This window comes from Alkalicoccus urumqiensis (assembly GCF_002993335.1).
GTDB classification, from domain to species: Bacteria; Bacillota; Bacilli; order Bacillales; family Salisediminibacteriaceae; genus Alkalicoccus; species Alkalicoccus urumqiensis.
This window is the reverse complement of record NZ_PVNS01000002.1, coordinates 265,572-283,925: the sequence shown is the minus strand read 5'-3', so window position 1 is coordinate 283,925 and position 18,354 is coordinate 265,572. Positions and strand designations below refer to the sequence as shown.

Sequence of the window (18,354 nt, the reverse complement as noted above, 5' to 3'; positions counted from 1 at the left end):
TATTCCGGGTGTGGTGACTTTTTCTTTGAATTAGTGATTAAATCTTCTGAAAACAGGGTATATATATGCTGTACTTATTATTTCCACTAACTTAAAAAGGGTGACTGCCATGGGAGATCATTCATTGAAAGAATCGCTTGTTTTTGAAGCCCCTTCCAAAGAAGATGGTCAAAAAATGTGGGCACTCGCGAAAAAAACATCACTGGATTTAAACTCAGCCTATAAGTACGTTATGATGGCCGAATATTTCAGTGAAACATGCATGACTGTAAAAGAAAAAGATGACGTCGTCGGTTTTGTGACCGGATTTATCCAGCCGGATAATCCGGACGTCTACTTCGTCTGGCAGGTTGGGGTTGATGCATCCCAGCGCGGCCGGGGCCTTGCCTTCCGGATGCTGGATACACTGCTTTCCAGGCCGGTGATGGAAGACGTTTCGTATGTCGAAGCGACGATTACAAAAGACAACAAAGCATCCCAGGCTCTTTTCAAAAAAATTGCTGAGACGAGAAACACCGAATTTACCGTAACGGAAACATTTCCTGCAGACGTATTTCCCGGCGATTCCGGCGAAGCAGAATTTACGTACCGGATCGGCCCGTTCCCCTACGCCGGCTCTCAAAAAAAGGAGGCAGATTAAATGGAAGACCGTTTAGCGATTATTCATGATATGGAATCCAGTGTACGAAGCTACGTCCGCAGCTTTCCCGCTGTGTTCACCAAAGCGAAAGGGTGCCGCATCTGGGATGAAGAAGGCGCTGAGTACCTGGACTTTTTCTCTGGAGCCGGAGCGCTTAACTATGGACATAATGATGACAACATGAAGAAAAAGCTCGTTGAATACATTAAAGACGACGGTATTACGCATTCACTTGATATGGCATCTACGGCGAAAGTTGCGTTTCTTGAAACGCTGCGGGACGTTATCTTAAAGCCACGCCACATGGACTACAAAGTGATGTTTCCCGGACCGACCGGTACAAATACGGTCGAAAGCGCGCTGAAGCTTGCACGCAAAATGACCGGCAGAACGGAAATCGTCAGCTTTACAAACGGATTTCACGGAATGACTGTCGGCGCCCTTTCTGTTACCGGAAACTCCATGAAGCGCCGCGGCGCAGGTATCCCGCTGAACCATACCGTAACGATGCCTTACGATGATTTTATGGAGGAGGATACACACGATTCCCTTCACTATTTTGAACGTTTCCTTCAGGATAACGGAAGCGGTGTTGCGGTGCCTGCAGCCGTCATTCTGGAAACGGTACAGGGAGAAGGCGGCATCAATGCAGCCAGAATGTCCTGGATCAAACGGCTGGAGGAGATCTGCCGTGAGTGGGGCATTCTGATGATCATCGATGATGTCCAGGCCGGCGTCGGCCGCACCGGTACGTTCTTTTCCTTCGAGCCTGCCGGCATATCTCCGGATATAATCTGCCTGTCAAAATCCATCGGCGGCTACGGCATGCCGCTTGCTGTTACGCTGATTAAACCGGAACTGGACGATTGGATCCCGGGAGAGCATAATGGAACGTTCCGCGGAAACAATCCCGCATTTATTACGGCGGTGGAATCCCTCAAATACTGGGCCGATCCGGATTTTGAAGCGTCCATCCAGCGCAAAGCAGCTGTGGTCGAAGATTTTCTGAATGAAATGATTGCCAAATATCCGGATATGAAAGGGCGGCGTAAAGGCCGCGGTCTGATGCAGGGCATCGCCTCAGATGTGGAAGGCTTCAGCGAGAAAGTCGCCGAGCATGCGTTTGAACATAAACTTATTATGGAAACGGCCGGCGGCAGCGACGAAGTGTTCAAACTGTTTCCGCCGATCAATATTTCCGACGAAGACCTGCGCGAAGGTTTGACCCGTATCGAAAAAAGCATACAGGATACGTTGAAAAGCCACGTTTCCTCCTGATGGTGAAAAAGCACGCAGCCCGTTCGGCTGCGTGCTCTTCCACGTTCAGGTACATAAACTAAATCATAAACATGTTGGTGATCGGATTGTCTTTTTTAGTAAGTTTTGCAGCTGCTGTAGTGGGTGGAAGTATTTTTAGCATGTTGTCACTCCCGCTTCCATGGATGCTCGGCCCGTTAACTGCAGCGCTCCTCCTAAAAGAATATGTGAAACCGGGTCCGGCAGTACCGGATATGGTTAAACAGGCGGGCCTCGGTATTCTCGGGATCACGTTCGGCATGACATTTACCGCGGATACGTTCTCCCAGGCTGCTCCAATCCTTCCCCCCTACCTGCTTCTAACCTGCTTTACCATCGCTTTCGGCGCATGTTTCGGCTGGCTCATCAGCAGGCGGACCGGTATCCAGAAGCAGGCAGCCATCTATGGAGCGGTGCCGGGCGGGCTTTCCGAAATGGTCATTGCCGCAGAAACGGTGCGGGCCGACCCTTCCATCGTGATCGTATCGCAGACGATCCGCCTCGTCATGGTTCTTTTTCTCGTACCAGCCGCCATGACCATGATTTTTGCTTCCGGCAGCTCTGGAACGGAAACGATGTTTTCTGCGCCGGCAGTCGAGGCTTCCTATGTATCATCAGGTACCGTCTGGCTCGCTGCAGCCATCGCGGGAGGATGGGTGCTCCGAAAAGCTGTGCCGGCCGGCATGGTACTGGTGCCGCTTCTTTTCGTCATCGCACTCCAGCTCTCCGGCACAGCGCTCCCTCCCGTTCCGGAGACGATGTTTTTGGCTGCCCAGGCTGCTGTCGGCGTATCCCTCGGTATATCGATATCGTTTACGGATATCGCCTATGCCGGAAAGCGGAGCACGTACTTTTTCACGATGGCGCTTTCGCTTATCCTGTTCAGTGCTGCCATGGGTGTTTTACTCATGTTCTGGACCGGCATGGACATTGCTACTGCGCTGTTGTCCACCGCGCCGGGCGGGCTTGTGGAAATGGTGCTGACAGCCGGAGCAGTCGGAGCAGACGCAGCTGTCGTAACGAGCCTCCAGCTGTTTCGTATTCTGCTCATCCTTCTCCTTGTCCCGCCGATTTTTAAACGGCTGCTTGCTAAAGAATGAAATCATCCATCGCGTCATCGATCTCCTCCTGGGAAATCCCGATATAGCGGAGCGTGATGCTCTGGGAGGAATGATTAAATATCTGCTGAAGCATGGATGCATCTTTATACTGCTTGTAAAAATGATAGCCGAACGTCTTCCTGAGCGTGTGGGTGCCGACAAAGTCACACCCTGCTTCTTCGGCTGCATGGCGGAGAATTTTATAGGCCCGGTCCCGCTTGATGGGCCTGCCGGATTTTCTCGACGCAAATAGGTACTCTTTATCCGTCATGCCCCGCGTATATTCATCGAGCTCCCTGCGGATCCCCTGGTTTAATGCAAACCGTTTCGCTTTGTTTGTTTTTTCTTCTTTTAACACGATGTATTTTCGTCTCCGGACATCGCCCGCCGTTAATGGCAGCAGGTCACCGATCCGGAGCCCGGTATTTAATCCGGTTAAAAACAGCATGTAATTGCGCTCTCCGTTTCTGCGGAGAGCCTTTTTCATTTTTTCGATTTTGTCCCGGTCCCGGATCGGCTCCACCGTCCTCGGCGCCATCGCCGAAAGTGCCTGGAAATCCGAGCGCATGATTTTCGGCCTTTTCCCGCTGTCTTTCAGCTTCTGCAGCTGATCGAGCCTGCGCTTAAATTCGTGGCTTCCGAGCTGTGCTTCCAGCGACTCCTTCTGTTTTTCGGTTACAAATATATCTTCGGCGATTCGTATTTTTTCCATGTGGCTGACTCACTCCCCTGTATTATACTATCACACTCATTTAGTATCTTGCGATATCAATGAAGCCTGCTGCTGAATATCGTCTGTAAACCCTTGAGGCTCAATGCTTTCAGCCATTTCGAAAAACAGAATAAAACAGGATAGGATACAAATTGAGTATTTAGTATCTTCCGCATGATCCAGCATCCGCCCTTTCAGATTTCCACTGAATGGTTCTGACTGGACAGATGAAGGGGAAAACACGTACGATAAAGAAAAACGCAGAGAAGAGAATCTCTGCGTTTTCAGGAGGTTTCGTTCATGCCCACTCATATTTTATTGTTTGACGGTGAATGCGAGCTCTGCGACCGCTCTGTCCGCTCGATTCTTCAACTGGATAAAAAAGAACAGTTCCAGTTCGCTTCGCTGCAGTCAGAAGCAGGAAGCAGGCTTAGAAAAGAAACGAATACAGAAGACATTGATTCGGTTGTTCTGCTTCGTGCGGACGGACGTGTATTTATCCGCTCCGATGCGGCACTTGAAACCGCGGCTCTTCTCGGCTGGCCGGCTAAAGCGGCAGCCATTTTCAAATGGCTGCCGCGGTTTGTCCGGGACCCTGTATACAACTGGATCGCAGAACACCGGTTTCAGCTGTTCGGGAAAAAAAGCGTCTGCGGCATTCCGTCGAAAGCCGACCGGGCACGATTTCTTGATTAACAGCTATATCCGGAAAAGAAACGCATCTTCGTCTCCATCTGGAACCGGAAACCGATCGGGATGAAGCAGGTGCGCCGCTTTGGCCAGACCAGCCAGAAGTCTCGGAGACGGCCGGCAGAACAGTGCTTCCTCTACGATGTGCCAGTTCATTGTTTCTAATAATTCGGCCCGGGGTCTCTGCATAATCGCTTTTTTCGTCACTTTTTCCGGATCCACCCCCACCCAGGCAAACAGTGCTGTATCCGGCATGCGCCCGGCTGCCTCCTCCCAGGTCGTCTGCACAGAGGCTGTATCTTCACCGGCAAAGACATTGACTCCGCCGGCAAGTTCGGTTAATTCGGTCAGCCAGTTCCGCGCCCCGGGGGTGAAAACGGGTTTCGGCCACCATTCCCAGTAAACGGCAGGACGATGTTGTATCCCGCTGCTCTGTTGGCGGTACTGCTCCAGATGCTCCAGGTACGCTTTTTCCAGAAGCTCTCCACGGTCCGGGTTCCCGATGCCTTCGCAGATCTCTTTTAATGCCGTCCCTACTTCAGAGAGGGTTTCCGGATTGCGGACAATGGTATACGGCAGCCGGCGTTTTTCAAGTTCTTCAATATTTTTCTCCATGCCGGGTACAGAAAGGGAGGCATAGATCATATCCGGCTTCAGCGAAGCTGTTTTATCCATATCAATCGATAAATCAGGCCCAAGCTGAGGGAGCCGCTTCACCTCCACAGGCCAGTCACTGTAGTTATCGACACCAACCAGCTGTTTTCCGAGTCCTGCATAATATAGCAGCTCGGTGTTACTCGGACAGAGCGAAACAATCCGCATAAATGCCTCCTTACCCGCCGAACGGCGCTTTGACGATTCCTGCCTCTTCCAATACTTCCTGACGCAGTTCCGGGTCGGATACGCCAAGCTCGTCGATATCCAGCTCCAGAATTTCCTTCACCTCGGGATCAATTGCCGCAAGCTCTTTGCTGATCTTTACATTTTCCTCGCCGGCTGCAAGCTTTTTGTAATACCGCTTAAACAGTGGATCCAGCTCGTCCAGCTTTTCGTAAAGCTCTTCCACCGTTACGTACTGCTTAATTAACGGCAGCGCGGCTTTTTCTCCGACACCCGGGCATCCCGGAATATTGTCGCTCGGGTCCCCAAGAAGTGCCTTGACGTCCACCCACTGGTACGGCTCAATTTCATAATCCCGCTTAAAATCGTCTACAGTATAATGAATTTCCTGCTTTTTCTTCATGAACAGCTGATCTGTATGCAGATTCAGCAGCTGAAATAAATCCCTGTCGTTACTGTACATATACACATGAAGATTTTCGTCCGCACGTTTGGAAAAGGCACCGATAATGTCATCCGCTTCAAATCCTGTGACATTCGTGTGATGAATGCCCATATTATTGAGGACGGTGCTGGCAGTATGATACTGGCTGATTAATGCTTTCGGAAGGTCTTTCCGCTGCGCTTTATAAAAAGTGTGCTGCTGGTTCCGTGTCGTATCCTCTCTTTTTCCGTCCCATGCAACGCTGATATGTGATGCTCCAAGCTGGCGCTCAAGCTGGTTCATTTTTGCAAAAAATACGCGGAGCGCATTAATGTACTCTCCTTTATCATTGACCGGAAGCTCCTCCTCGGGACGCCCGTAGGACGTAGCGAAATAGCCTCGGCTCAACAGGTTGAATCCATCGATGACGATCAGCTTTTTCATAGCAGTCATTCCTTTCCAGTTCAGTTTCGTTTTATATTGTTTGCTTTAAATAAGGCTGAAGAAAATCCCGCCACACTTCCACTTTCTCTTCAAAAGAGAGTACGTTTTTACCGGGAATCGGGCTGGTTGACGGTAATTTTGTTATGTAAACTTCATCGCCCGTCACATATTTCGTAAAGGACGTGTATGCTTTCGTTCCATTTAATCCGCAGGCCCGGATTTTAGTATATTTTTTGAATATGCCCCCTATATCGTTTGGATTCTCCTTCTTTATCCTGCTGTCGAGGCTCCCCTCCCGTTCGCAGGAGCCGATAACATCCCACAGCGCAATCCGGTGCTCTTTTAAAAGCTTCACTTTTGTTTCATAATCTGACGCTGTGAATGGGATTCCTGTCACACGCTCTAAAATCGGCCAGAAATGGTTGCGTGGATGCGCATAGTACTGCTGCGTTTCAAGCGACTTCGCTCCCGGCATCGAACCGAGCAGCAGAATAACCGGATGCTCGGGAAGAATCGGGTCCATAGAGTATAACATCAGTACCGATCCGCCTCCTCTTTTTTTAAATAGTTCAGTATATATCCGATGCCGCCGAGACCTTCCAGTGGATAGGTCCGCCGCTCTTCAGGAATAATCCCTTTTACTACCTTCTCATATTTTCTTCCGGTCATCATCATATACCGGTCAAAAGCATCCAGCCCTTTTTCATGAAACTGCCGTGTGAGCTCACCCGTTGAAATGGTCTCCGACGGCGGCTGGGAAAAACTGCGGTCATAGTCTTCCGGTACAATATCTTCAGGCAGAAGAAATCCGTGCAGGGCGGATAAAATGCAGAAGTCATCTGCATGAAATCGTGCATAAGACTGCATATACCGGTGAAGCGTCCCTGTATATGCTTCTGCTGCGAAAGCAGGCCCGGATTCCGGGTGATGCTTCCAAATTTTCTGTTTCCCGCATGGCAGAACGGCAAGTGTTCGCATTGAAGTCCTCCTGAAATACATGGTATCCGGGAAAAAACGCCACCCGGAGACTATTATTGTCTCAGGATGGCGCCCTTCTGTCATCTATCTTTATCTTTTTCTAAATTTTCATGACCCAGTTGAACGGATCGTCTTGTTTTCCTGTTTGAATACGGGTGAGCGTCTGATACAGATCGCGAGTCGTATCTCCTGTCTCACGGCCGTTGACGATCATGGTTTCCCCTTTCCACGTCAATTCACCAATCGGGGAAATCACTGCCGCCGTACCGGAGCCGAACGCCTCTTCCAGCTTTCCCTCCCGGTGCGCATCAAATATTTCCTGCATCGTAATTTTCCGCTCTGTTACCGGAACACTCCAGTGTTCCAGCAGTTCGATGACCGATTTTCTCGTCACCCCCTGCAGAATACTGTCGTTCAGCTGTGGCGTCACGACTTCACCGTCAATTTTGAAGAACACGTTCATACTGCCGACTTCTTCGACGTATTTTTTCTCCACACCATCAAGCCACAGCACCTGCGCATGCCCTTCCTGGGACGCTTTCGCCTGCGCGTTGTATCCGGCCGAATAGTTACCACCGGTTTTGGCCGTGCCGGTACCACCGCGTGCTGCACGCGTGAAATGATCTTCCACCATAATGCTGACAGGGTGAATCCCTTCCGGATAGTAGGACCCGACTGGTGACATAATAATAAAGAACTGATACCGGTGGGCGGGCGCAACCTGCAGGCTCGGCTCCGTTGCGATAATAAACGGCCGGATGTAGAGAGACGTTCCCTCCGCTGTAGGAATCCAGTCTTTTTCAAGCTCGAGCAGCTGGCGGAGATAATCGAGCGCCAGTTCCTCATTGACCGGTGGAATGCTGAGCCGCTTATTGGACCGGTTCAGCCGCTTAAAATTCTCCTCGGGGCGGAACAGAATCACTTCTCCGTCTTCGTTTTTATATGCCTTCAGTCCTTCAAACACGCTCTGGCTGTAGTGAAACACCATTGCGGCCGGATCGATTTCCACCGGAGCGTACGGTTTAATTTCCGGATAGAACCAGCCTTTTTCCGAAGAGTACTGCATCGTAAACATATGGTCTGTGAACGTTTTTCCAAACTGAAGAGTTTCGGGATCCGGTTTTGGCTTCAGCGTTTCTGCTTTTGTGATCGCTACCGTCGCTTCCATTACATATCTTCCTTTCTTCTGCCTGAATTTCAACTTATAACTTCCCCGCTCAGTTATGAACGGGGTGTGGCTGGTTGTTGGGAATGAGCCTTATTGTATCATGATCTCCGGTGAAAATCACGCTGTTTACAGACTATTCGAAACTTTTGGCTGCTTCCTCCAGCTGCCGGCGCACCTGCTCCTGACCGGTTCCTCCGTAACTGTTGCGGTTCCGGACGACTTCGGAAGGCTTCAGCACATCAAAAATGTCTGCCTCAAAGGCCGTGTGGAACTGCTTGTATTCATCAAGCGTAAGGTCCAGAAGGAATTTTTTCTGCTGGATCGCTGTCAGGACAATGTTTCCGATGACTTCGTGCGCCTCCCGGAACGGCACATCCTTCGTGACCAGATAGTCGGCGATATCGGTTGCGTTGGAAAAGTCCTCCGATACGGCTTTCGTCATTTCGCCCGTATTTACGGTCATTGTTTCGATCATCGGAGCGAGCATCTGAAGCGCCGCTTCTACTGTTTCCACGGTGTCGAACATGCCTTCCTTATCTTCCTGCATATCTTTGTTGTAAGCGAGCGGAAGCCCCTTCAGGACCGTAAGCAGCCCCATGAGGTTGCCATACACGCGGCCGGTCCGGGCCCGAAGCAGTTCCGGAACATCCGGATTTTTCTTCTGCGGCATGATGGAGGAGCCGGTGCAGAATGAGTCATCCAGTTCAACAAACTGGAATTCCTGGCTGCTCCATAAAACGAGCTCTTCGGATAACCGGGAAATGTGCATCATCATAATCGACGCGGCCGACATAAACTCCAGTATGAAATCCCGGTCGCTGACGGCATCCATGCTGTTAGGATAGACCCGGTCGAACTCGAGCTCCTCTGCCGTCTGATGACGATCGATCGGAAACGTCGTCCCGGCAAGCGCACCGGCACCGAGCGGAGAAATGTTCGTCCGCTTCAGGCTGTCCAGAAGACGTCCGCGGTCCCGGTCCAGCATCCAGAAATACGTCAGAAGATGATGCGCAAAGGAAACCGGCTGCGCCCGCTGCAGATGTGTATAGCCGGGAATCAGCGTATCGACGTTCTGCTCTGCCTGCGTATAGATCGCTTTCTGCACCTCTTCCACCAGGCTGATAACTGCTTCCGTATGATCTCTTAAGTATAAGTGCATATCCGTGGCGACTTGATCGTTCCTGCTCCGACCGGTATGGAGCTTCCCGCCGACCGGGCCGATCTCATCGATCAGAAATTTTTCAATGTTCATATGAATATCTTCGTTTTCTGCGGAAAATGTAAGCTTTCCTGCTTTCAGCTTCTCTGCTACGGCACTCAGTCCGTCGAGAATCGTATCCCGTTCCTCTTCTGTCACGATACCGCTCGAAGCAAGCATCCGAACGTGCGCTCTGCTGCCGCGGATATCCTGATCCGCAAGCTTATAATCAAATCCGATGGAAGCTGTTTCCTCTTCCACAATTTTATTCGTCGGCTTTGTAAATCGGCCGCCCCATAATTTCGACATAATCAAACCGCCTTTCCAAAAGTCTCCTTCATAAGTATACCTGTCTTTCCTGAAAAAACAAACCCCGCCGTGACGGAAGTGTCACCGCGGGGAAAACGGAACGGCGTGCAGTTTTGCTGACGCCGCCCGGCTGCCTTCCTTCGTTTATTTCGACTCGACGAGATTCTTCTTTTTGTTCACCTGGGAATAAGTCTTAGTCGACAGTCCCCAAAGCTTGATGAATCCGAGCGCTGCATTGTGATCAAACGCATCACCTTTCGAGTACGTAGCAAGCTCTTCATTGTACAGGCTGTTCTCTGAGTGACGGGCCACTACGGTGTGCGTTCCTTTCCAGAGCTTCACCTGGACTTTGCCGTTTACCTGGCTCTGTGTTTCAGAAATGAAGCTGTACAGTGCATCTTTGAGCGGAGAATACCAGAGACCGTCATAGATCAGCTGCGTGAACTTCTGCTCCACCGATGTTTTAAACTGCGTGACTTCTTTTGTCAGCGTAAGAAATTCCATTTCTTTATGCGCATTGATCAGAACGAGCGCTCCTGGATTTTCATACACTTCACGCGCTTTGATACCGACGAGACGGTTTTCAATGTGGTCGATACGCCCCACACCGTGGATGCCGGCCGTTTTGTTCAGCTCCTGAATGATGGAGACGAGCGGTTTCTTTTCGCCGTTCAGTGATACCGGCTTTCCGTGTTCAAATCCTATTTCCACGTATTCCGGCTCATCCGGTGTATCTGCAATGTTCGCCGTCCAGTCAAATGCTTCTTCCGGTGCCTCTTTCCACGTATCTTCAAGCACTCCGGCCTCACACGCACGGCCCCAGATGTTCGCATCGATGGAATATGGCTTTTCCACATTAACAGGTACTTTAATACCTTTTTCTTTCGCGTATTCAATCTCTTCTTCACGGTTCATGCCCCACTCGCGTACCGGAGCGATGACGTCGAGATCCGGATTGAGCGCCTGAATCGACACTTCAAAGCGTACCTGATCGTTTCCTTTACCGGTACAGCCGTGCGCTACGGCCACGGCTCCTTCCTGCTCTGCCACTTCCACGAGAAGTTTGGAAATCAGCGGACGGGACAGCGCGGACGACAGCGGGTATTTCCCTTCATAGAGAGAGTTTGCCTGAAGCGCCGGAAGCAGATACTCTTCAGCGAGAAGCTCCTTTGCATCAATGATGACGGCTTTTTCTGCGCCGACTTCCAGTGCTTTTTCCTTCAGCGCATCAAGATCTTTGCCTTCCCCGACTTCCAGTCCGAGAGCGATAACCTCATAACCATATTCTTCCTGTAGATATTTAATGCATACGGAAGTATCAAGTCCTCCGGAATATGCGAGTACTACCTTTCCTTTGCTCATGAATAACCTCTCCTCAATTAGTATTTATATAGATAGTAACGTATCTTTATGCAGAAAGCAACAAAAAAATACAAATTCGTCAGAGAAGTTTTTTCAACAGCGCTTTCTGTGCGTGCAGGCGGTTCTCCGCTTCGTCGAATACAGCCGACTGAGGACCATCGATGACACCGGCGGAAACCTCCTCCCCACGGTGGGCCGGCAGGCAGTGCAGAAACAGTGCATCCGCAGCTGCGCTGCTCATCAGTGCTTCGTTTACCTGGTATCCTTCAAATGCTTTCAGCCGCCCTTCTGTCTCCGACTCCGACCCCATGCTCGTCCACACATCTGTTACGACCACGTCTGCTTCTTTCACCGCTTCGGAAGGATCGTGGGAGAAGAAAACCGTGCCCGAAGCTTCTGCTTCTTTCCAGACTCCTGCGTCCGGTTCATAGCCTTCCGGGCTCGCCACGTGCATATTCATACCGGATAATACAGCACCCTGAATCAGAGAGTGGGTCATATTGTTGTTGCCGTCGCCGATAAACGCCATCGTCAGCCCTTCCAGCGTCCCTTTGTGCTCCTGGATCGTCATCAGGTCGGCTAGCACCTGCGTTGGATGATGCTCGTCGGTCAGACCGTTAATGACAGGAACATCGGAATGTGCTGCAAATGACTCCACCATGTCGTGTCCGAACGTGCGGATCATTACGCCATCCACATACCGGGAGAGCACTTTCGCTGTGTCATGAACGGACTCTCCGCGTCCGAGCTGCATGTCTTTGGAGCTGAGAAAAATCGCATGGCCGCCGAGCTGTGTCATGCCGACTTCGAAAGAGACACGTGTGCGGGTGGACGCTTTTTCAAAGATCATTCCGAGTGTCTTTCCCGCAAGGTGGGGGTGCGGGACCCCCTCCTTCACCTGCTGCTTCATGATTTTGGCATCATCGAGAAGGTCCATTAATTCGTCTTTTGTCACGTCTGTTATTTTCAGTAGATGCTGTGTCATATTATGCGCGCTCCTTTTGTTTTAACGAAAGATCCTGCACGGCGACCGGCGTTGTTTTTTCCGGTCTGCTTTGAAAATAAAGTGCCGCTGTATCTGCGTGCGTGAAGCAGGTGACGGAGTAGGCGGCAGCCAGCTCCCGGACCTGAAAGCCGAACGATCCTGGATTTCTTCCCTGCTTCGGTATATTGATGACGACATCCAGCTCCCCGTTTTTCATCCGTTTTTCGATCTCGGATAAATCGTCCAGAAGCTCTGCGTCTATATGATGCACTTCAAGAAACGCTTTCGTTCCCTTCGAAGCAGCCAGATGGGCATCCAGCTTCTGAAATACCGGGAGCAGCTCCTCCCGTGAACGCTCTGAGGCGGATACGTAGATATTTTTCACATCCACGCCCGCTGGGAAAACTTTTTCTACTGCTTCATCCAGTGTAGCAGCGATGCCGATTTTCTCGCCGGTTGATTTCATCTCCGGACTCAATGCGTGGTCGACACCCTTCAGTTTTGTTACGGAATAAACCGGTGCTTTCACGGTGATGTGATCCGGTGGTGTCATGAGACCGGTCTGCTGCATCGGAATGCCGAGCTGTGCTTTCACTGCTTCCTCAACCATTTTCACGCCTGTCACCTTACTCATAATCGGCACCGTACGGCTCGCTCTCGGATTCACTTCCAGCACGTAAACCGTATTATCGTGCAGAACGAACTGAATGTTCATCATTCCGGAAACCGGCGCATTCTCTGCGATAGCACGGCTGATGGATACAATCTCGTTTTCCTGCTCTTTTGAAAGTGACTGTGCAGGAAAAACGGTCGTGCTGTCACCGGAGTGGACACCTGCTTTTTCAATGTGTTCAAAAATACCCGGAATAAACACGTCTTTGCCGTCACTGATCACATCGACTTCGCATTCCATTCCCGGCAGAAAACGATCCACCAGGAGCGGCCAGCAGCGGTCATTTGTCGTCTGGGCAAGCCGTTTCACGTAATCATCCAGTTCTTTCGGGCCGTAGCAGATATACATCGACTGGCCGCCAATGACGTAAGACGGGCGTACGAGAACTGGAAATCCGAGCGAGGCTGCCGCTTCATGAAGCCCTTCTTCGGAATCTGCAAGATTCCCTTCGATATGGGCAATGTTCAGCTCATTCAGCAGCGAATAAAACTGTTCGCGGTCTTCCAGACGGTCGATAGCTTCCGGTGTCGTGCCTAGAATCGGCAGCCCGGCCTCTTTCAGGCTTTCTGCAAGATTAACGGCCGTCTGGCCACCGAACTGCAGCAGCACACCGTCGATCTTTTCCTTCCATGCTACATGCAGGACGTCTTCTGTCGTAAGCGGTTCAAAATAAAGAGAATCCGCCACGGAATAATCGGTACTGACGGTTTCCGGATTGTTGTTCATAACGACCGCTTCATAGCCGAGGGCTTTTACCGCTTCTGCAGCGTGTACCGAGCAGTAATCAAATTCGACCCCCTGGCCGATACGGATCGGCCCGGAGCCGATGACGAGAAGCTTTTTCTTCTCATGCTTCGTTTCCACTTCATCCGCACCGTGCCAGGTGGAGTAATAATACGGCGTCTCTGCATCAAATTCCCCTGCGCACGTATCAACAAGCTTGTAGCCAGGGTACAGCTTTTCATTCACACGCTGCATGCGGATGTCCATTTCAGAACGGCCGGTAAGTTCTGCTATCCGCGCATCGCCGAGGTTCCATTTTTTCGCTTTTTTGAGCAGCGCTTCCGACCATTCACTTTTCTGAACCTCATCTTCCAATGCGGTCATGCTGCGCAGCTTCAGCAGGTACCAGAAATCTATTCCGGTTAATTCATGAACATGCTGTTCGCTCCAGTCTCTTCTGAATGCCTCAGCCAATGCGAAAAGGCGCAGATCATTCGGCTCTTCAAGAAGTGTTCTCAGCTCCTCGTCTGTCTGCAGCGGCATCGTTTTCCAGTGAAGTCCCTGCACGTTCATTTCCAGGGACCGTATAGCTTTAAACATCGCTCCCTCAAACGTGCGGTCCAGCGCCATAACTTCCCCGGTCGCTTTCATCTGCGTGCCGAGCGTGCGGTCGGCCTCCGAAAATTTATCGAACGGAAAACGCGGCAGTTTCACAACGATATAATCAAGTGCCGGTTCAAATGACGCGTACGTGTTCCCTGTAATCGGATTGATAATTTCATCCAGCTGGTAGCCGACAGCCACTTTTGCGGCGATACGGGCAATCGGATATCCTGTCGCTTTACTGGCCAGTGCCGACGAACGGCTCACACGCGGATTGACTTCAATAATGGCATATTCTTCTTTCTCCGGATGAACAGCAAACTGAATATTGCAGCCGCCGATGACATCGAGTGCGCGGATCACTTTCAAAGAGGAGTCACGCAGCATCTGATACTGCCGGTCGCTTAACGTCTGGGATGGAGCGGTGACGATCGAGTCCCCGGTGTGTACACCGACAGGGTCCAGATTCTCCATGTTGCAGACGATAATGCACGTATCATTCGCGTCGCGCATCACTTCATACTCAACTTCTTTCCATCCTTTAATGCTCCGCTCTACAAGCACCTGATGAATGGGGCTCGCCTTCAGTGCCTTGTACAGCTTGTCTTCCAGTTCCTCTCTGCTGTAGGCAAAGCCGCCCCCGCCTCCACCGAGTGTGTAGGCCGGACGGAGGATGACCGGATAACCGATCTTCTCCACAAAATCGACGCCTTCACGGACGGATTCAACGATTTCAGAAGCCGGTGTCGGCTCGTGAATCTCATGCATGAGTGAACGGAACATCTCCCGGTCTTCCCCCTGCTTGATAGAGGAAACCGACGTTCCGAGAAGTTTCACGCCGTGCTTGTTGAGAATTCCTTTTTCCTCCAGTTCCATCGTCAGGTTCAGCCCGGTCTGGCCTCCGAGGGACCCGATCAGGCCATCCGGATTCTCTAGCTGAATAATCTCTTCCACCGTTTCCACGGTAAGCGGCTCCAGATAGACACGATCAGCGATCTGCTCATCTGTCATAATGGTTGCCGGGTTGTTATTTAAAAGAACAACCTCAATCCCTTCCTCTTTCAGCGCCAGGCAGGCCTGGGTGCCTGCATAGTCGAATTCTGCCGCCTGGCCGATAACGATCGGGCCGGAGCCGATCACGATGACTTTTTTTATAGACTGGCTGTTGTGCATGGCTTCCTGCCTCCTGTTGTCAATGCTTCGATAAATGATTGGAAGATAAAATGGGTGTCACTCGGTCCCGGATGGGCTTCCGGATGGAACTGTACCGTCTCGACCGGCAGCTCTTTATGCTTCATGCCTTCAACCGATTTGTCATTCACATTGATGAATGTCGGCTGAAACGGCGTGGAATCGAGGCTGTTTTCAGAAATGACATAGCCGTGGTTCTGCGACGTCATATGAACCGATCCATCAGGAAGATACTTTACCGGATGGTTACTGCCGCGGTGCCCGAAAAGCATTTTCTCAGAAGACGCCCCGTAAGCAAGTGCAATCAGCTGATGACCGAGGCATATCCCGAGGCTTGGGTAGTCTTTCGTGATGGAGCGGATGTTTTCAAACTGTTCCTCCAGGTCCATTGGGTCTCCCGGTCCGTTGCTGAACAGGACGCCGTCGGGATTTACTCCGCGCACTGCCTCCGCGGACGAATTGTAAGGCATCACCGTCACGCTGCACCCTGCGTCGATCAGAGCATGATAAATCGAATGCTTATGTCCGTAATCCATCAGCACGACGTGAGGACTGCCGCCGCTTGTATGATGCGGTTCGCTGACGGAAACGGAAGGAACCAGGGATTCCCCATCCGGAAATTCCGTCTCTTCAAAGGAAACGGTATCTGGATTTTTTGTAATGACCGCACGGACAGTCGGCCTGCTTCGTACAGCTTTCACAACAGCACGTGTGTCCACGCCGGTGAGACCGGGAACGCCGTGCTGCTGTAAATAGTCGCTGAAGCCGCCGACCGCTTCAAAATGACAGTAGTCCAAACAGGACTCCCCTGTTAATACTCCCTGCACGGACGGGGACCCGCTTTCGTTATCAATGCCGTTTGCTCCGTAATTTCCTATGAGCGGGTAGGAATACGTTAAAATCTGGCCTTTGTAGGATGGATCCGTAATCATTTCCTGATAGCCGGTCATTCCGGTATTGAATACGACTTCTCCGCTCGTCTCCACCTCTGCTCCGATCCATTCTCCTTCAAATATTTCTCCGGTTTCAAAAACGATGTATCCAGTACTCATTACTGATCCTCCTCCAGCACGTGGGCTAATGTCTGTATAAATGTGCTCCACTCCATTTCCGTTACGGTAAGCGGCGGCAGAATGCGCATGACTTCCGGCCCTGCCGGGAGAACGAGTACGCCGTTTTCCCGAAGTGCCTGAATGTAGGGTGCTGCCGGTTTATGAAAATCAATTCCAAGAAGAAGTCCCATTCCCCGGACATCCGCACTTTCGGGAACGAGCTTTTCCAGACTCTTTTTAAAAACGGCGCCCTTCGCCTTCACTTCCTGAAGAAAGGCCGTCTCCTGAATAATTTCAACGGTGGCTTTCACTGCCGCTGAAGCAAGAGGGTTGCCGCCGAATGTGCTGCCGTGTGTACCCGGGGAAAACGACTCCGCGCATGTTTTATCTGCGATAAGGGCTCCTGCCGGAAATCCGGAGCCGATGCCTTTTGCACATGTAATCATATCCGGCTTGATTCCGTAAGCTTCGCTCGCAAAAAACGTTCCCGTACGTCCGGCGCCGGTTTGAATTTCATCGACGATCAGAAGAATATCATTTTCCCGGCAGTACGCGGCAAGCCACGTCATCCACTCCTGATCTGCAGGATGAACGCCGCCTTCGCCCTGAACCGGTTCTACAAATACAGCGTTGACGGTATCTGCATCCAGCTCCTCCAGTGCGCTGCGGTCATTAAACGGAGCATGAACCACGCCCGGCATCAACGGAGCAAACCCGTCCTGAATCTTCGGCTGTCCCGTCAGCGCCATCGCGCCGCCGGTTCTGCCATGAAAAGATTGAGAGAACGTCACGATCGTATGTTTCTCGGATTGACTCCGGTCATGCCGGTATTTTCTTGCCAGCTTCCAAGCCGCTTCGTTCGCTTCCGCCCCGCTGTTGCAGAAAAATACCTGATCGAGGCCGGAAGCTTCCGCCAGAAGCGATGCCGCCTGTTCCTGAACCGGAATGTGATACAGGTTCGAGCAGTGCCACAATTCCTCAAGCTGCTGTTCTACTTCTTTTTTTACTCCCTGCGGTACGTGCCCGAGGTTGCAGACAGCGATTCCGGATGTAAAGTCGAGATATGTTTTCCCGTCGGTATCCCACACATAGCTGCCGCTTCCTTTCTCCAGCGTGACTGGAAAACGGCCGTACGTTTTCATTACTGCCTGATCCATTACTGACTTAGACATGACTTGTCTCCTCCTTTAAAAACACCGTTCCGCACTTTTTCCCCTCCAGGTAGTGGAGGAGGCTCTCCGGCTTATGTCCGTTCAGGATAGCCGCTTTTTCACACCCTGCGTTCAGGCTTTCCACTGCTGCTCTCACTTTCGGGATCATTCCGCCGTAAATAACGCCTTCTGCAATCAGCTGTTCCGCCTGCGCTTCCGTGAGCTCTGGAATGAGAGCCGGCTCATCCGCGGACATATTCATCACGCCGGGAATATCACTGATGAAAAGGACGTCCGCGTGCAGCGCTGCTGCTGCTGCGGAAGCTGCCTCATCGGCATTCACGTTATATGTTACTCCCTCTCCATTAGAAGATATGGGAGACAGTACCGGGATAATCTGCTTTTGCAGCAGAAATTCTAGAATCGACGTATCGACCCGGTCGATCGTCCCCACAAAGCCGAGCTCCTCGTTTTTCAGACTGCACCGGAACGTACCGCCGTCCTTGCCGCTGAATCCAAAAGCCTGTGCTCCTTCCTTCTCCAGAGAAGAAACGATCTTCTTATTAGCCATGCCGCTCAGCACCATCTCCGCTGTTTCCAGTACGTCTCCGGTGGAAACACGAAGACCGTCGTGAAATGTTACCGGCGTCTGTTTTAATTCCAGCATCCGGTTTATATCCGGACCGCCGCCATGGACAATTACAGGCCGGATGCCGTTTGCAGACAGCTCTGCACACGCTTTATAAAAGGCCTCTGGAAGTTCCTCGAGAAGACTTCCGCCGATTTTCATAACGATGGTTTTCATTCAATCCTCC

The 18,354-nt window shown here is 51.3% G+C and carries 17 protein-coding genes; 4 read left to right on the top strand and 13 right to left on the bottom strand.

From position 1 onward, the window contains the following. Positions 1 to 109: 109 nt before the first annotated feature. The 3 genes from ectA to C6I21_RS03160 all read left to right on the top strand — a co-directional run bounded on the left by ectA (position 110) and on the right by C6I21_RS03160 (position 3,036). Entirely contained in the window at positions 110 to 640 is a 531-nt protein-coding gene (gene ectA, locus C6I21_RS03170; RefSeq protein ID WP_105957974.1) for a diaminobutyrate acetyltransferase, read from the top strand. Beyond that, positions 641 to 1,918 carry a diaminobutyrate--2-oxoglutarate transaminase gene (ectB, locus tag C6I21_RS03165; protein WP_105957973.1) on the top strand — a complete coding sequence of 426 codons (1,278 nt, stop codon included), beginning with the start codon at positions 641 to 643 and terminating at the stop codon, positions 1,916 to 1,918. Positions 1,919 to 1,989: 71 nt separating this feature from the next. Beyond that, on the top strand, positions 1,990 to 3,036 hold the full coding sequence (locus C6I21_RS03160; protein ID WP_105957972.1) for an AbrB family transcriptional regulator: 1,047 nt from the start codon (positions 1,990 to 1,992) through the stop codon (positions 3,034 to 3,036). Here the strand turns inward: C6I21_RS03160 and C6I21_RS03155 are convergent. Beyond that, a complete protein-coding gene (locus C6I21_RS03155) occupies positions 3,026 to 3,574 on the bottom strand; it encodes a site-specific integrase (protein WP_105958021.1) in 549 nt (182 codons plus the stop codon). The two genes, C6I21_RS03160 and C6I21_RS03155, sit on opposite strands and share 11 nt — an antisense overlap. A gap of 474 nt (positions 3,575 to 4,048) precedes the next feature. On the opposite strand from C6I21_RS03155, the gene C6I21_RS03150 reads away from it, so the two are divergent. Beyond that, positions 4,049 to 4,444 carry a thiol-disulfide oxidoreductase DCC family protein gene (locus tag C6I21_RS03150; RefSeq protein WP_105957971.1) on the top strand — a complete coding sequence of 132 codons (396 nt, stop codon included), beginning with the start codon at positions 4,049 to 4,051 and terminating at the stop codon, positions 4,442 to 4,444. A 3-nt stretch (positions 4,445 to 4,447) separates the two neighbouring features. Here the strand turns inward: C6I21_RS03150 and C6I21_RS03145 are convergent, their stop codons facing one another. The 12 genes from C6I21_RS03145 to argB all read right to left on the bottom strand — a co-directional run bounded on the left by C6I21_RS03145 (position 4,448) and on the right by argB (position 18,344). Continuing rightward, entirely contained in the window at positions 4,448 to 5,260 is an 813-nt protein-coding gene (locus tag C6I21_RS03145; protein WP_105957970.1) for a cobalamin-binding protein, read from the bottom strand. 10 nt (positions 5,261 to 5,270) lie between these two features. Further along, positions 5,271 to 6,155, bottom strand: coding sequence for a 5'-3' exonuclease (locus C6I21_RS03140; protein WP_245411521.1), 885 nt, complete (start codon positions 6,153 to 6,155; stop codon positions 5,271 to 5,273). A gap of 22 nt (positions 6,156 to 6,177) precedes the next feature. Continuing rightward, entirely contained in the window at positions 6,178 to 6,681 is a 504-nt protein-coding gene (locus tag C6I21_RS03135) for a DNA-deoxyinosine glycosylase (protein WP_105957968.1), read from the bottom strand. Beyond that, on the bottom strand, positions 6,681 to 7,124 hold the full coding sequence (locus tag C6I21_RS03130) for a DUF6884 domain-containing protein (RefSeq protein WP_105957967.1): 444 nt from the start codon (positions 7,122 to 7,124) through the stop codon (positions 6,681 to 6,683). The genes C6I21_RS03135 and C6I21_RS03130 overlap by 1 nt, the downstream gene beginning before the upstream one ends. Positions 7,125 to 7,224: 100 nt before the next feature. Next, on the bottom strand, positions 7,225 to 8,292 hold the full coding sequence (locus tag C6I21_RS03125) for a branched-chain amino acid aminotransferase (RefSeq protein ID WP_105957966.1): 1,068 nt from the start codon (positions 8,290 to 8,292) through the stop codon (positions 7,225 to 7,227). A 133-nt stretch (positions 8,293 to 8,425) separates the two neighbouring features. Continuing rightward, positions 8,426 to 9,799 (bottom strand): argininosuccinate lyase, encoded by a 1,374-nt coding sequence (gene argH / locus C6I21_RS03120; protein ID WP_105957965.1) that lies wholly within the window; start codon positions 9,797 to 9,799, stop codon positions 8,426 to 8,428. A 144-nt stretch (positions 9,800 to 9,943) separates the two neighbouring features. Then, positions 9,944 to 11,161, bottom strand: coding sequence for an argininosuccinate synthase (locus C6I21_RS03115; protein ID WP_105957964.1), 1,218 nt, complete (start codon positions 11,159 to 11,161; stop codon positions 9,944 to 9,946). Positions 11,162 to 11,240: 79 nt separating this feature from the next. Next, entirely contained in the window at positions 11,241 to 12,146 is a 906-nt protein-coding gene (gene argF, locus C6I21_RS03110) for an ornithine carbamoyltransferase (RefSeq protein ID WP_105957963.1), read from the bottom strand. A 1-nt stretch (position 12,147) separates the two neighbouring features. Further along, on the bottom strand, positions 12,148 to 15,318 hold the full coding sequence (gene carB / locus C6I21_RS03105) for a carbamoyl-phosphate synthase (glutamine-hydrolyzing) large subunit (RefSeq protein WP_105957962.1): 3,171 nt from the start codon (positions 15,316 to 15,318) through the stop codon (positions 12,148 to 12,150). Next, positions 15,297 to 16,388 carry a carbamoyl phosphate synthase small subunit gene (locus C6I21_RS03100; RefSeq protein ID WP_105957961.1) on the bottom strand — a complete coding sequence of 364 codons (1,092 nt, stop codon included), beginning with the start codon at positions 16,386 to 16,388 and terminating at the stop codon, positions 15,297 to 15,299. Before C6I21_RS03100 ends, carB begins: the two co-directional genes overlap by 22 nt. Next, positions 16,388 to 17,560 carry an acetylornithine transaminase gene (locus C6I21_RS03095; RefSeq protein WP_105957960.1) on the bottom strand — a complete coding sequence of 391 codons (1,173 nt, stop codon included), beginning with the start codon at positions 17,558 to 17,560 and terminating at the stop codon, positions 16,388 to 16,390. Before C6I21_RS03095 ends, C6I21_RS03100 begins: the two co-directional genes overlap by 1 nt. After that, positions 17,553 to 18,344 carry an acetylglutamate kinase gene (gene argB / locus C6I21_RS03090; protein ID WP_105957959.1) on the bottom strand — a complete coding sequence of 264 codons (792 nt, stop codon included), beginning with the start codon at positions 18,342 to 18,344 and terminating at the stop codon, positions 17,553 to 17,555. The genes C6I21_RS03095 and argB overlap by 8 nt, the downstream gene beginning before the upstream one ends. Positions 18,345 to 18,354 lie beyond the last annotated feature (10 nt).